The sequence below is a fragment of the Cognatundibacterium squillarum genome (assembly GCF_014652435.1).
In the GTDB taxonomy this organism is placed as follows: Bacteria; Pseudomonadota; Gammaproteobacteria; order Burkholderiales; family Burkholderiaceae_D; genus Undibacterium; species Undibacterium squillarum.
In genome coordinates this window covers 58,514-73,166 of sequence record NZ_BMYU01000012.1, presented here as the reverse complement: position 1 = coordinate 73,166, position 14,653 = coordinate 58,514, and the positions used below count along the sequence as shown (strand labels likewise).

General features: G+C 52.2%; 13 protein-coding genes. 11 read left to right on the top strand and 2 right to left on the bottom strand.

Features of this window, described 5'->3' with window-relative positions:
* Positions 1-157: 157 nt before the first annotated feature.
* From IE092_RS17770 to IE092_RS17755, 4 genes are all read left to right on the top strand, one after another.
* Positions 158-2,080, top strand: coding sequence for a PrkA family serine protein kinase (locus IE092_RS17770; RefSeq protein ID WP_189358896.1), 1,923 nt, complete (start codon positions 158-160; stop codon positions 2,078-2,080).
* A gap of 41 nt (positions 2,081-2,121) precedes the next feature.
* Positions 2,122-3,393 carry a YeaH/YhbH family protein gene (locus IE092_RS17765; RefSeq protein ID WP_189358894.1) on the top strand — a complete coding sequence of 424 codons (1,272 nt, stop codon included), beginning with the start codon at positions 2,122-2,124 and terminating at the stop codon, positions 3,391-3,393.
* 11 nt (positions 3,394-3,404) lie between these two features.
* Entirely contained in the window at positions 3,405-4,949 is a 1,545-nt protein-coding gene (locus IE092_RS17760) for a SpoVR family protein (protein WP_189358892.1), read from the top strand.
* Between the two features lie 183 nt (positions 4,950-5,132).
* The gene (locus tag IE092_RS17755) at positions 5,133-5,450 is read left to right on the top strand and encodes a hypothetical protein (protein WP_189358890.1); all 318 of its coding nucleotides are present in this window, start codon (positions 5,133-5,135) and stop codon (positions 5,448-5,450) included.
* Positions 5,451-5,621: 171 nt separating this feature from the next.
* On the opposite strand, the gene IE092_RS17750 is transcribed toward IE092_RS17755, so the two are convergent.
* Positions 5,622-7,838: a heavy metal translocating P-type ATPase gene (locus tag IE092_RS17750; RefSeq protein WP_229793250.1), complete on the bottom strand. Its 2,217-nt coding sequence runs from the start codon at positions 7,836-7,838 to the stop codon at positions 5,622-5,624.
* A 248-nt stretch (positions 7,839-8,086) separates the two neighbouring features.
* Here IE092_RS17750 and cadR point away from each other — a divergent pair, with 248 nt between their 5' ends.
* Positions 8,087-8,542: a Cd(II)/Pb(II)-responsive transcriptional regulator gene (gene cadR, locus IE092_RS17745; protein ID WP_189358886.1), complete on the top strand. Its 456-nt coding sequence runs from the start codon at positions 8,087-8,089 to the stop codon at positions 8,540-8,542.
* A gap of 42 nt (positions 8,543-8,584) precedes the next feature.
* On the opposite strand, the gene IE092_RS17740 is transcribed toward cadR, so the two are convergent.
* Positions 8,585-9,280, bottom strand: coding sequence for a MarC family protein (locus IE092_RS17740; RefSeq protein ID WP_229793249.1), 696 nt, complete (start codon positions 9,278-9,280; stop codon positions 8,585-8,587).
* Between the two features lie 162 nt (positions 9,281-9,442).
* On the opposite strand from IE092_RS17740, the gene IE092_RS17735 reads away from it, so the two are divergent.
* From IE092_RS17735 to IE092_RS17710, 6 genes are all read left to right on the top strand, one after another.
* The gene (locus tag IE092_RS17735; RefSeq protein ID WP_189358884.1) at positions 9,443-10,027 is read left to right on the top strand and encodes a GNAT family N-acetyltransferase; all 585 of its coding nucleotides are present in this window, start codon (positions 9,443-9,445) and stop codon (positions 10,025-10,027) included.
* Positions 10,024-11,106 (top strand): calcium:cation antiporter, encoded by a 1,083-nt coding sequence (locus IE092_RS17730; protein WP_189358882.1) that lies wholly within the window; start codon positions 10,024-10,026, stop codon positions 11,104-11,106. The genes IE092_RS17735 and IE092_RS17730 overlap by 4 nt, the downstream gene beginning before the upstream one ends.
* A 20-nt stretch (positions 11,107-11,126) precedes the next feature.
* On the top strand, positions 11,127-11,729 hold the full coding sequence (locus IE092_RS17725) for a hypothetical protein (protein ID WP_189358880.1): 603 nt from the start codon (positions 11,127-11,129) through the stop codon (positions 11,727-11,729).
* Between the two features lie 23 nt (positions 11,730-11,752).
* Complete coding sequence (locus IE092_RS17720; RefSeq protein WP_189358878.1) at positions 11,753-12,100, top strand: hypothetical protein; 348 nt, start codon at positions 11,753-11,755, stop codon at positions 12,098-12,100.
* A 476-nt stretch (positions 12,101-12,576) separates the two neighbouring features.
* Positions 12,577-14,037, top strand: coding sequence for an APC family permease (locus tag IE092_RS17715; RefSeq protein ID WP_189358876.1), 1,461 nt, complete (start codon positions 12,577-12,579; stop codon positions 14,035-14,037).
* Between the two features lie 76 nt (positions 14,038-14,113).
* Positions 14,114-14,587, top strand: a complete 474-nt coding sequence (locus IE092_RS17710) for a CreA family protein (RefSeq protein ID WP_189358874.1) — start codon at positions 14,114-14,116, stop codon at positions 14,585-14,587.
* Positions 14,588-14,653 lie beyond the last annotated feature (66 nt).

The following is a 14,653-nucleotide window of genomic DNA, read 5'->3' as shown; positions in this document are numbered from 1 at the left end:
TTTTGTCATTTTGTGAAATGAATTAATTAACGCAACACAATTTCCCAAATTCATCTACACTAAAGCCACAGCCTGCAGGTTGGTGACACCACCGGCTGTCTGTGACCAATGCTGCTGTTCGGAATTTGCGTGTTGATGCTTAACCCGGGAGGTCAGGATGAACATCTTTGACAACTATGCTGCACGGTATGAACGGACCAGAGAGGAAGAATTTTCCATGCAGGAATATCTTGATCTCTGCAAGAAAGACAAGCTCGCCTTCGCCAGCGCCGCGGAGCGTATGCTGGCTGCCATTGGTGAGCCAGAGCTGATTGATACCCGCCATGATCCACGCCTGTCACGGATCTTCTCAAACAAAGTTATTAAGATTTACCCTGCGTTCCGTGAATTTTATGGAATGGAAGAAGTAATTGAGCAGGTTGTTTCTTATTTTCGTCATGCGGCACAAGGGCTGGAAGAGAAGAAACAAATCCTTTACTTGCTTGGGCCGGTTGGTGGTGGAAAATCGTCGATCGCGGAGAAGCTCAAGTATCTCATGGAGCGGATTCCGTTTTACTGCATTAAAGGGTCGCCGGTTAATGAGTCACCACTCGGCTTGTTTAACGAGGATGAGGATGGCGCAATCCTGGAAGAGGACTATGGAGTTCCGCGTCGGTATCTGAAAACAATACCGAGTCCATGGGCTGTAAAACGTCTTCATGAATTTAACGGTGATGTTAATAAATTCCGTGTTGTGAAACGCTATCCGTCGGTATTGAAGCAGATTGCCGTTTCGAAAACCGAGCCAGGTGACGAAAATAATCAGGATATTTCATCGCTGGTGGGTAAGGTCGATATCCGTAAACTTGAAGATTATTCGCAGGATGATCCGGATGCTTACAGCTATTCCGGAGGTCTTTGCCTTGCTAATCAGGGGTTGATGGAGTTTGTGGAAATGTTTAAAGCACCGATCAAAGTGCTGCATCCACTGCTGACTGCAACGCAGGAAGGCAACTTTAAAGGAACTGAAGGCTTTGGAGCAATTCCGTTTGAAGGCGTCATTCTGGCTCACTCGAATGAGTCAGAGTGGAAAAGTTTTAAAAATAATAAGAACAACGAAGCATTCCTGGACCGTATTTACATTGTTAAAGTACCTTACTGCTTGCGAATTTCTGATGAGATTCACATCTACGAAAAACTCATTCGCAGCTCTTCACTGGCACAGGCACCGTGTGCGCCGGGTACTCTGAAAATGATGGCGCAGTTTGCGGTACTTTCGCGGCTGAAAGAACCGGAAAATTCCAGTATTTTCAGCAAGATGCTGGTTTATGACGGTGATAATCTGAAAGATACCGATCCGAAAGCAAAATCTCTGCAGGAGTATTCTGACTATGCCGGGGTTGATGAAGGAATGACGGGGCTATCAACCCGCTTTGCCTTCAAGATACTTTCTAAAGTATTTAATTTTGATAATACAGAAGTTGCGGCAAATCCGGTTCATCTGCTGTACGTCCTGGAGCAGCAAATTGAACGCGAACAGTTCGCTGCCGAGACTGAACAAAAATATATTTCTTATATCAAAGAATATCTTGCACAGCGTTACGCAGAATTTATTGGTAAAGAAATACAAACAGCGTATCTGGAAAGCTATTCTGAATACGGTCAGAATATTTTTGACCGCTATGTCACGTTTGCCGATTTCTGGATTCAGGATCAGGAATTCCGGGATCCTGATACCGGAGAGAGTTTTGACCGTGAATCACTGAACAACGAACTGGAAAAAATCGAAAAACCGGCAGGTATCTCCAATCCAAAAGACTTCCGGAACGAAATAGTGAACTTTGTCCTGCGGGCGAGAGCACAGAATGGCGGTAAGAATCCGACCTGGACCAGCTACGAAAAACTGCGCACTGTTATCGAGAAGAAAATGTTCTCGAATACAGAAGACTTATTGCCTGTAATTTCGTTTAATGCGAAAGCCAGTGCCGAAGATGCGAATAAACATCAGGAATTTGTGAATCGCATGGTTAGCAAAGGGTATACGCCAAAACAGGTTCGTTTGTTGTGCGAATGGTATCTGAGGGTCAGAAAGTCATCGTAGTGATGACCTGCTGACATTGTCTGAACGAACGGGAGAATATCTTGGTGCATCTGATAGACCGGCGTGTTCAGGGAAAAAATAAATCTGCGCCGAATCGCGAGCGGTTTTTGCGACGTTATAAAGCGCAGATTAAAGAAGCTGTTGCCAAAGCTGTTAAAGGACGTTCGATTACCGATATCGAAAACGGTGAGAAAATATCTATACCGGTCAAGGATATCAGTGAGCCGACTTTCGGACATTCCCGCGGAGGTGTATGGGAAGGCGTTTATCCGGGGAACGATCAGTATCAGAAAGGCGATCAGATCGCTCGACCCAAAGGCGGTGCCGGTGGCGGCGGTGGTAAAGGACAGGGCGGTAACAGCGAGGACGTGACAGAAGACGATTTTGCATTTCAGCTCAGTCGCGAAGAATTTATGAATTATTTCTTCGAAGATCTGGAGTTGCCGAATATGGTCAAGACTCAGCTGAGTGCCACACAGGATTTCCGGACGCAGCGTGCTGGTTATAAAACGACCGGAACAGCCTCAAGTTTGCATGTGATCCGTTCGCTGCGCGGAGCGCTTGGACGCCGGATCGCTATAGGCGGCAAGTCAAAGCACCGTCTTGAGCATGCTGAGGCGGAGCTGGCAGCAGAGCTCGCATCGCCTAGCCCTGATCATCGTCGTGTCGGTGGTTTGCGCGAGGAGATTCATCATCTGAAAATCCGTCTTGCTGCAATCCCTTTTCTTGATCCGTTTGACTTGCGTTTCAGTAACCGGATTCGTGTGCCAAAACCAGCAACGCAGTGCGTGATGTTTTGTTTGCTGGATGTATCTGGATCAATGGATGAGCAGAAAAAAGATACCGCGAAAAGATTCTTTATTTTGTTGTACCTGTTCCTGACACGAATGTACGAAAAGATTGAGGTTGTCTTTATTCGTCACCATACAACTGCGCTTGAAGTCGACGAACACGCATTTTTCCACTCAAGGGAATCCGGCGGTACCATCGTATCGTCGGCATTAAACTTATTGCTGAAAGTGATACAGGAACGCTACGCAACCAGTGACTGGAATATTTATGTTGCGCAGGCATCGGATGGCGATAACTGGGACAATGACTCTGTGCAATGTCGTGAGTTGCTTTCGAAGGCAATTTTACCTCTCGTCCAGTATTACGCCTATGTAGAAATTACTGAGGGAGATCCGCAAAATCTATGGCTGGAATACGAGCAGGTTGCACAAGCGAAAGAGAACTTCGCGATGCAAAAAATTGAGAGTCCGGCGGATATTTATCCGGTCTTTCGGGAATTGTTTAAAAAACAACCTGTCTGAAGAGGTGGCTTATGGAAACGCCTGTCGCCGTAGCCCGGAGCAAACACTTGAGCGCACTACCTGAGCAGTCAGAGTGGACTTTTGAACTAATTGACCAAATCCACGAAGAAATCCGCCGGGTTGCTGAATGGTTCGGGCTGGATACGTATCCGAATCAGTTGGAAATTATCACTGCCGAGCAAATGATGGATGCATATGCATCAGTTGGTATGCCGGTATCGTACAACCACTGGTCATTTGGTAAGCATTTTCTGCATACCGAAAAAAGCTATAAGCGCGGCCAGATGGGGCTTGCGTACGAGATCGTGATTAATTCCAATCCCTGTATTTCCTATCTGATGGAAGAGAACAGTCTGACAATGCAGGCGCTGGTGATCGCACATGCAGCATACGGACATAATTCTTTTTTTAAGGGAAATTATTTATTCCGCACGTGGACTGATGCCGAAGCCATCATTGATTACATGGTATTTGCGAAGAACTATGTATCACAATGCGAACAGCGCTATGGTGCGGAAGCAGTGGAATTGGTTATTGATTCCTGTCATGCATTGCAAAACTATGGCGTCGACAGATATAAGCGCCCCGCTAGGATTTCTATGCTGGAAGAGCGCGAGCGACAGGAAGAGCGTGAGCGCTATATTCAGTCACAGATCAACGATTTGTGGCGCACATTACCAAGACGTCCGGAGGTGCAGGAAGCACCGCAGGAAAGGCAGCGATTTCCAAAAGAACCACAAGAAAATTTATTATATTTTATTGAAAAGTATTCTCCTTTGCTTGAGCCGTGGCAACGTGAGATTGTGCGGATTATCCGAAAGATATCCCAGTATTTTTATCCGCAGCGCCAGACTCAGGTAATGAACGAAGGTTGGGCAACCTTTTGGCATTACACAATTCTGAATCAGTTGTATGACGAAGGTGTTGTCGGCGACGGATTCATGATGGAATTTTTGCAAAGTCACACCAATGTGGTTTATCAACCACCAGTTGGTAGTAAATATTACAATGGTATCAATCCGTATGCGCTGGGCTTTGCGATGATGCGTGATATTCGCAGGATTTGTGAAAACCCGACGCAGGAAGATAAAGAATGGTTTCCGGATATTTCGGGGAGTGACTGGCGTCAGACCTTGCAGTTTGCGATGCGGAATTTTAAGGATGAGAGCTTTATCGCACAGTTTTTATCGCCGCGACTGATTCGTGAGTTTCATTTGTTTTCTGTACTGGATGATGATCACAAAGATAAGCTGATGGTGTCAGCAATTCATGATGACGCAGGTTATCGATACATTCGTCAGCAGTTGGCAGGTCAGTACAATCTGGGTAACCGGGAGCCGAACATACAGGTATGGTCTGTCGATATGCAGGGAGACCGCTCACTGACCCTGCGTCATTCACAGTATCAGCGCAGGCCGTTAAATCAGAGTACACAGGAAATGCTGAAGCATGTGGCACGGTTGTGGGGCTTCGATGTGTACCTGGATACCGTGGACAGCAATAATAAAATCATTGCCCGTCACGACTGTAAATGGGAGAAACGTCATCGTCCCTGATTGCCGCTAGCTTTGCTCTCCGGACAGTGGCTGGCTGATACGTGCTGTTCGGCGCTTGCTGAGACACCGGGGCGTTGCATACAAATCAAAAAGGGGCTTGGTTGCCTGTTGCCGGTTGTTGGCTTGGAGTAAAATCGGAGCATTCACCGGCACATCTGAACCGGCAAACTCTGGAGAGCATATATGTTCCTTGATATTCCGAAAATTTCCGCAACGAACAGCGAAACAGAACCTGATCGTCTGGAGCGCCTCAGTCGTGTGTATGGTTATGCAACTGCGCTGTCCGACATGGACGGAAATACCGGTTTTTGTGCAAAAGTTGCCAAGCTGCATGATCACAAAGGTAATCTGGTTGTAATCTGGTACGAGCAACCAAATGCGCGTGAACTGACCTATTTTCTGCGCGCGTGGCAAAGTCGCATGGGGGATGAGTCCTCCAATATTGAGCATGCTCTGATGCTGCGCGAGCTGCCGGAGGCAGAAGCCGAAAGTGATGCCTGAACGGTATTCGCTTTTCACTGATTGACCGGATGTATTACAGACAAAAACGCCGGATCAGATTCCGGCGTTTTTTATTACATTCATCAACAGATAGCAGGCAGCTGACTTCTGATGAAGCCTTTTACAGCAACAAAAAAACCATTGTGTGTCAGGATCAGTCATCCGAAATGCCTACTGTTGACGTGTACGCAAAATTCGCATGCCATTCAGCACAACCAGCACGCTGGCACCGGTATCTGCCATCACGGCTGCCCAGAGACTGCCGTGTCCGCTGAGTGTCAGGCCAAAGACGATCAGTTTCAGCCCCAGCGCCAGCACAATGTTTTGCCATAACACCCGGTGCGTACTGGCGGAAATGCGGATCAGCTCCGGGATTATCTGCAAATTATTTTCCATCAGTGCGATATCGGCTGTTTCCAGTGCAATATCGCTGCCGGCACCCATGGCGATACCAAGATGTGCGCGCGCCAGCGCCGGTGCATCATTAATGCCGTCGCCTGTCATCGCAGTAACACCTTTATCTGCCAGTTCGGCAATCAGTGTGGCTTTCTGATCAGGAAGCAACTGACTGTGGACAACGGCAATTCCGGCTTGTGCTGCAATGTACTGTGCAGTACCTTCCTGATCGCCGGTCAGCATGTGCGTTTCCACACCCATCGTACGCAAATTGTTGATTGCGCTGGCAGTGTTGCTGCGTATGCTGTCAGCTACTGCAAATACCGCGAGCAGACGGTTTGTATCGCATAAGTACAGCAAACTGTTCCCTTGCGTACTCAGTGTTTGCAGCGGTGACAGCCAGTCAGGGGTAGCGGAAAGCGTGCTCAGCATTGCCTGATTGCCGATCCGGTAATGCTGTCCGCCGATCTGCGCCTGAATGCCGCGTATTGCACCTTCTTCCAGTACGGCGCTTGCTGTCACGGGCAGCAATTGTTGCTGGCAGGCAGACAGTAATGCGTGTGCCAGCGGATGGGAAGAGCCTTGTTCCAGACTGGCGGCGATTTGCAGCGCATCTTGTTCTGACACATCCGGCGCGCAGAGGATTTGTTGCAGCTTTGGTTTGCCTTCGGTCAGTGTGCCGGTTTTATCCAGTGCCAGAAATTTCAGGGAACGCGCCATTTCCAGATATTGTCCGCCTTTGATGACGATACCGCGTCGTGCTGCCAGTGTCAGGCCGCTGACGATTGTGACCGGTGCCGCAATTACCAGTGCGCAAGGGCAGGCAATAACCAGTAAGACCAGCGCACGGTACAGACTGGTTTGCCAGCTGAGTTCGCCCAGTAAGGGCGGTATCACCGCAATCGCCAGGGCGATCAGACCGACTACCGGCGTATAGATGGCAGCGAAGCGGTCAATCATGCGCTGACTCTGTGCGCGCTGACTTTGTGCTTGCTGAACAGAGTCTGCTATCCGCGCCAGCATACTGTCGGCAGCGGTTGCAGTGACGCGAATTTCCAGTGCAGCGCTGATATTCAGTGTTCCGGCATAAACGGTGTCGCCCGTTTGCTTTTCTACCGGCAGACTCTCACCGGTGACAGCGGCCTGATTCAGTGCTGATCGTCCGCTGACGATCATGCCGTCCAGTGCAATTCTGTCACCCGGGCGGCACAGCATCAGGCTGCCGGTTGTCACACTGGCGGCTGGCTGTATCTGCCATTGTCCGTCTGCATCCTGTATCCGCACGCTGTCCGGCGCTTGCTGCAGCAATGCACGGATTGCATCCCGCGCTTTGTTCAGGCTGGCGGCCTCGATGCGTTCGGCAACGGCGAATAAGACAATCACCATCGCAGCTTCAGGCCACTCGCCCAGTGCCAGTGCACCGGCTACGGCGATCGTCATCAGTAAGTGAATATTCAGTGTCAGATGGCGCAGCGCAATCCAGCCTTTTCTGAGTGTCGTGCCGCCGCATAAAACAACGGCAAGCAATGCACTGACGGGAGCCAGCCAGACTGGTACGCTGTTTGCCGCCAGATCGGCAATTTCAGCTGTCAGTGCCAGCGCAGCGGCGAAGACTAAAGGCCACGGAAATCGTGTTGCTGGCGGGGTGGCCGTACTGCTCCCTGCAGCAACAGCCTCCATGCCAATCGCACGCAGCGCGGCCTGCAATGCTTCGTGAGTCAGGTTTTCATGATGCACGGTCAGTAGCCGGTTCAGTAAATCAAATTCCAGATGCCGGACCTCTGGCATGGCGGATAACTGTTTGCGGATCAGCGCTTCCTCCGTGGGACAATCCATGGCATCAATCCGCACACGCAGTGTCGCAAAGCCTTCCGGCGCTGATGTTTTTTCAGACGGAACCAGATCTGCCGGCGTGCAGCAGTGCTGACCGGAGCTGCAGGCAGAAGTGGTTTCGTCATGCCCGCTGTCTGTTGCGCAGGTATCAGTGTGCACATGCTCTGATGCATCCGCCGTATCAGGTACATGCGTGCTGTGACCACAGCCGGTGTGATCCGATGAATGAACGTCTGTATGTGCATGGCGATGTGCTGCGGAAGCCGCTTTGGTTTTGCAGGCAGATGATGTACAGGAATCCATAATGCGCTTTCTCTGCGAATGTGACGGGCGAAGCCGTGATAATCTGCAGTCTAGAGGCTGTAGTCACTACAGGGTCAAGGGTAATTTGAGCAAAGGTGAAGACTATGCGGATAGGAGCACTGGCAGCAGCAACTGGCGTGGATCTGGAGACAATTCGTTATTACGAAAAAAGTGGCTTACTGCCGGAGCCGCAGCGACAGGAAAATGGTTATCGCGATTACCAGCAGGCGCATCTGGAACGACTGGCGTTTATCCGGCATTGCCGTGCGCTGGATATTCCGTTGGCCGATATCCGGCGGCTGGTGCAGTTTATGGAAAACCCTGCGGAAGATTGCGGCGACATCAACCATTTAATTGATGCGCAGATTGAGCGGGTACAAGCCAGACTGGCCAGTATGGCGGCACTGGAGAAGCAGTTAAGCCGTTTACGTGCGGCCTGTGATGAAGCGCATCACGGACGGGAGTGCGGTATTTTGCATGAACTGGTGGCGGCAGCCCATGGTGAAGCCTGCCTGTGCCATACCCATGCAGCCTCTGCTGAGCATAAAAAAGGCGGCTGAATGTTCAGCCGCCTGCCGGTTATGCTGCCTGTTGCTGCGTGATCAGGAAACCAGTTCGGTGACCAGGTCTTTAATCAGTTCAGAAATGCCTGCCCAGCTGATCGCGATACCCAGGCAGACCAGAATAAAGGCGGACAAACGCAGCAGCACGATGCCGCCGACATCGCCAAGGAAGCGTTCCATTTTGTGCGCGAAGCGGTAACAGAAATAAATCACCAGTGTAGTTGCCAGCACGCCGAGTGCCGATGCCAGACTGGTCACCAGCCAGTCGATGGGTTTGTGCGGCATTTGTGTACCGATGGTGACGGAAGCAGCAATCGTGCCGGGGCCGACAGTCAGCGGAAAGCTGAACGGATAGAAGCTGCGGCGCTGTAATTCTTCTTTGCTCCACTGGCCCGCATGGCTGGATGCCGCCACCGAGCTGCGCAGCTTGTCCTGACTCTGGTCATTCAGCAGTTTCCAGCCTGCCATGCCGACCACAATACCACCGGCAACCCGCACGATAGAAATGGAAATGCCGAAGAAGTCCAGCACATAAGAGCCGACAAAGACAGCACCCATCAGCATAAAAAAACAATTAATAGCGATACGTTTTGCCAGACGTCGTGCAGTGACCGGGTCCAGCGGGCCGGTCATTGATAAATAAATCGGTGCAATCGCAATCGGATTCACCAGCGGCAACATGGCAACAGGCACGACCAGAAATGCCTTAAAAAAGACAATCATCGCAAGGTTCATTACAGCTCCTTTTTTTTAACAGATCTGCCGGATTATACGGGGCGGCACACAGCAAAAGCTACTTTCTGCACAAAGCTTTTCTTTGCCTGCTGCGCAATGCATTGCGTGCGTTTTGCATGAATCGCGTACACTGATGGCTGGTTTGATAACAGGGGAAAGTGAATGGTTGCGATGATTCCCGAATTCCCGGTATTGCAAACGCCCAGACTGGGGTTGCGGCAAATTGTCCGGGCGGATCAGCCGCAGATTTTTCTGGGCTTATCCGATCCGCAGGTAACGCAGTATTACGGTATTCATTATGAAACTTTAGAAAGCACCAGTGCTCAGATGGACTGGTATGAACTGATGCAGCGCGGTGGCACCGGTCTGTGGTGGGGAATACATCTTGCTGAAAGACCGGATGTGCTCATCGGTACCTGCGGCTTTTATGAATGGGAACAGGAGCATCAGTGTGCCGAGCTTGGTTTCTGGTTACTGCCGGCCTATGCAAATCAGGGGCTGATGCGCGAAACCTGCGATGCCGTGCTGGGTTACGGTTTCAGGCATTTGCAATTGCACAGGGTGCAGGCGCGTGCTGAACCCGCCAATCTGGCCAGTTGCCGTTTGCTGGAGCGCACCGGTTTTCAGCTGGAAGGCATATTGCGTGAGTGTGAGCGCAAGCAGGACCGCTATGTCAGTCTGCATTGTTATTCGCTGCTGCGCACCGATGCGGCGGCAGTAGTTTATTTGAAGGAGGAGCCTGCATGAAAATTTCCGAACGCTTGCCGGTCTGGGCAAAAGCGATTCCTGTGCTGGCCTGGCTGACGCTGGGAATCGCCAGTGTCAGTGACAGTCAGTGGCTGGCTTTGCTGCTGGTGCCGGCACTGTTTGCCGGTGTGACCTGTGCGGTGTATCACGCAGAAGTGGTTGCCCATAAAATCGGTGAACCTTTCGGTACGCTGCTGCTGGCCGTGGCGGTGACGCTGATCGAGGTCGCGCTGATCGTATCGCTGATGATTGCCGGTGGCGAATCGGCTTCCGGTCTGGCGCGCGACACAGTGTTCGCCGCGATTATGGTGATTTTGTCCGGCATTATCGGCGCCTGTCTGCTGCTTGGCGGATTGCGTCACCGTGAGCAGAGTTTTGGCTTGCATGGCGCCAGCACTTCACTGGCAACGCTGGCTGCACTGGCGATTCTGACGCTGGTATTGCCGAACTTTACGTCAACGGTTCCCGGTCCGTTCTACAGCAAATCGCAGCTGGCATTTATCGCACTGGTGTCGCTGGTCTTATACGGCACCTTTGTTCTGGTGCAGACCGTGCGCCACCGAGATTACTTCTTACCGGCGAATGCGGCGGCGGATGAAGCTGTTCATGCGCCGCGTCCGAGTGCCAGCATGGCATGGACCAGTCTGGCATTACTGATTGCGAGTCTGGTTGCTGTCGTGCTGCTGGCGAAGTCACTGGCACCGGGGCTGGAAAAGGCTGTAGCGGCGCTTGGTGCACCGAAGCAACTGGTCGGTATTGTGATTGCGATTATTGTCTTGCTGCCGGAAGGTCTGGCCGCGCTCAGTGCTGCGCGGGCTAACCGTTTGCAAACCAGTATTAATCTGGCGCTCGGTTCTGCGCTGGCATCGATTGGTTTAACGATTCCGGTGGTGGCGGTGATTTCTTTGTGGACCGGCTGGCCGCTGAGTCTGGGGATTGATGCGAAGTCCACAGTCTTGTTATTGCTGTCGCTGCTGATTACTTCCTTGTCGCTGAGTACCGGTCGCACCACCATCATGCAGGGCACTATCCATCTGGTGATTTTTGCAGTGTATCTGCTGACCACCATCGTTCCTTAATACCTGATACCGGAGATTGCATGCAGATTTTTTCTGAGCTGACTTTCCGCCACCTGCGCGGATTGTTACTGATAACGGGGCTGGGCGTGCTGACTGCCTGCCAGCCACTGAAACTGGTCAGTCCGGCAGATCCGCTGACGGAGCGCGGTATGCTCGACTACGCGACCCGCCTGCAATTGCATCTGGGCAGCATGGCAGAGCTGGCGGGCAAGCCGGAGGGCAGTTATGAGGCGAACTGGCGCAGTTATCAGGAAATGGATGCACAGCTTGCTGCGCTGATCACACGCGCCACGGTGTACGCCGGCAATACCCCTTGCGCCGTGCAGGATGCGGTGTATCAGCGTATGCAGCAGGTATTCGGGCAGGCACTGCCGTTTCCGGTACAAACTTCAGCGCAGACAGACAAGGGCGCCAGTCAGGCATGTCATACCTTATTGCTGACCCAGATACGCCAGCAACTGGCGCTGCTGAAACAAATTCACCGCGATGCCGACCGCTGCGGCGCGTATTCCTGCCTGCGTCCGGCCACCGCGGCGGATGCCAGAGCGATCACCGATCAGGCGATACGTGCGGTGTTTGTGATTGAGGCCGCCAAAGCCGGTCATGCTGTGGTTCAACCCTGAGACGCAACTTCACTGAGATTCCCATGCAAACTGACGACTTATTTCAGGAAATGATGCTGAATGCCAAAACCGCATTCGGCGCGCACTGGCAGCAGGTATCGGACTATCTGCCGACTGAGCTGAAGAAAATGGCGGTGCAACTGAACAGCATTGCTGACAACGTGGCAGCTTTTCAGCTCGACAACTCTCAGGGCTACAGTCCGGCAACCGGCAAGCTGATGTTGCAAATGCAGCAGCACGCCTGTGTTTCGGTACTGGTGGCGATGACACAGCTGACGCTGCTCGCAGTACAGGATGCGGTCAACAGTATTCTGGCAGCTTTGCGCAGCGCACTGGTCAAATTAGCTTCTCCCTTACTACTGGTTTTGTAAGCGAACGTCACCGAATCGGCAATGTCATTGTGCAGAAGTCCGCATCCGCTCATTCCGGAGAGCCGGACTTTCTGCCGACGACCGCCGGATCGCTGTGCAGAACACCGCATTTCAGGCATTTTCGGCTGCTTTCAGGCTGTTCCGGCCAGTCTGCGCTGTTTCTCTGCTATCAGTCTTCTACTGAGCTGTATTCGTGCCGCCGTTGATCATCTTCTGCCGTCGCGCTGTTGCTATTTTGCAATGAAGGCGACGACGACTGCCTGTTGCCATCTGCCCGTGCGGCGCAGTATCCGGCGTGATGCTGTCGTAAAAAGCACATTTTCTGCGCTGATTTTGGGCTTTTGCCGCAGCATGCGCGGTGCTTTTGCCTATATGATGGCGGTTTTTATGTCACCGGACTGACATAAACCCGAATACATCAGCCCCGGCGCTGATCCCGCCCCGCCGCGACGGGGCAATATCAATAAGGAAAAATCTTGAGACAGACGTTCTTACAACAGCTGTTACGAACCCGCCCGCTGGATGCACCGGAAGTGATTGTTGAAGGTCAGCACGGTTTGCACCGCACGCTGGGCTTATTTGCCCTGACCATGATCGGCGTCGGTGCCACCATCGGCACCGGTATCTTTTTCACAATGGTGGAAGCGGTGCCGAAGGCGGGACCTTCCGTCATTCTGTCTTTCCTGATTGCGGCGATTACTGCCGGTCTGACCGCCTTGTGCTATTCCGAATTGTCGGCACGGATTCCGGCTTCCGGCTCTTCGTACTCGTTTGCTTATGCCAGCGTCGGTGAGTTCGGCGCTTTCGTTGTGGCAGCCTGTTTGCTGCTCGAATACGGGCTGGCTGGCAGCGCTACCGCGATCGGCTGGTCGGCGTATCTGAACAACTTCCTCGAAAATGCGGCTGGCTGGCATATTCCGACCATGCTGCGCAGCCCGATGATTGTGGCGGGCGCGAACGGTGTGGAATTCCATCCGGGCCAGATTAATCTGCCGCCGATTGTGCTGGTGATTATCTGCTGCTTCCTGCTGCTGCGCGGCGCCAAAGAATCCGCGGGTGTGAATGCTGTGATGGTGATGGTCAAGCTGGCGATTCTGGTGTTTTTCTCCGTTATCGCATTCAGCGGTTTTCAGGCAGAACACTTCACCCCGTTCTTTAATACCGATAACAGCAAAGGCATGGCCGGTATGGCCGGCGTGACAGCCGCCGCCGGCACGGTGTTTTTCTCGTTTATCGGTCTGGATACTGTGGCGACTGCCGGCGCTGAAGTTAAAGATCCGAAACGCAATGTGCCGCTGGGGATCATGCTGGCGCTGCTGATCGTGACCGTGTTTTATATGCTGGTGGCGGTGGCTGCGGTGGGTGCGCAACCGGCTGCGATGTTTGAAGGGCAGGAAGCCGGTCTCGCCGTGATTCTGCAGAATGTCACCGGTAAATCCTGGCCAGCGCTGATTCTGTCTGCCGGTGCGGTGATTTCCGTGTTCAGCGTGACGCTGGTCACCATTTACGGTCAGACCCGTATTCTGTATGCGATCAGTAAAGATGGCCTGATTCCGCCATCGTTTCAGGTCGTCAATCCGAAAACCCGCGCACCGTTCATCAACACTATTTTTGTTTGTCTGGCGGTGGGGCTGGTGGCTGGTCTGGTGGATGCAACCTTGCTGTGGGATATGGTCAGCATGGGTACGCTGGTCGCGTTTATCGTGGTGTCAGCCGCGGTGCCGGTCGTGCGTCGCCGCCATCTCGGTGTACACGGCGAAGGTTTCCGTGTGCCGTTCGGCCCTTACCTGATTCCGGGCGCGAGTATTCTGGCTTGTCTGTACATCCTGAAAGACTTGTCGGCAGTCACTTACCATGTGTTTTTCGCGTGGATGCTGGTGTCACTGGCAATCTATTTGTTATACAGCCGTCATCATTCCCGCTTGAATAAAAACTGAGCGACCACATATCTTGCTAAGATGGCAGGGAGGCATGGCCTCCCTGTTTTTTTATGACCGTTCTGAAAGGGTAAGCATGAAAACTTCTGGCTGGCTGGCAGCGGGTGTACTGGTTGCAATCAGCGGTATGGCGCAGGCGGAAAATATCGGCAGTGTCGATACCGCGTTTAAACTGATCGGGCCGGATCATAAAGTGGTGGTGGAAGCCTATGACGATCCGAAGGTGAACGGCGTCACGTGCTATGTTTCCCGCGCCAAAACCGGCGGCATCAGCGGTGGTCTGGGTCTGGCAGAAGATAAATCCGAAGCATCGATTGCCTGCCGTCAGGTCGGACCGATTTCTTTCAATGGTCAGCTGCGTCAGCAGGAGGAAGTGTTTAATCAAAGCCTGTCGATTCTGTTTAAAAAGCTGCGCATCGTGCGCATGGTGGATGCCAAGCGAAATGCACTGGTATATCTGACCTATTCGGATAAACTGATCGAAGGTTCTCCTAAAAACAGTGTGACAGCGGTACCGGTAGAGCGCTCGGTAACGATTCCATTGCGCTGAAACAATTCTTTGCAGATCTGGCGGTGCTTTCTCTGAAACGCTGCCGGTCTGTGCTGCTGTTTCCTG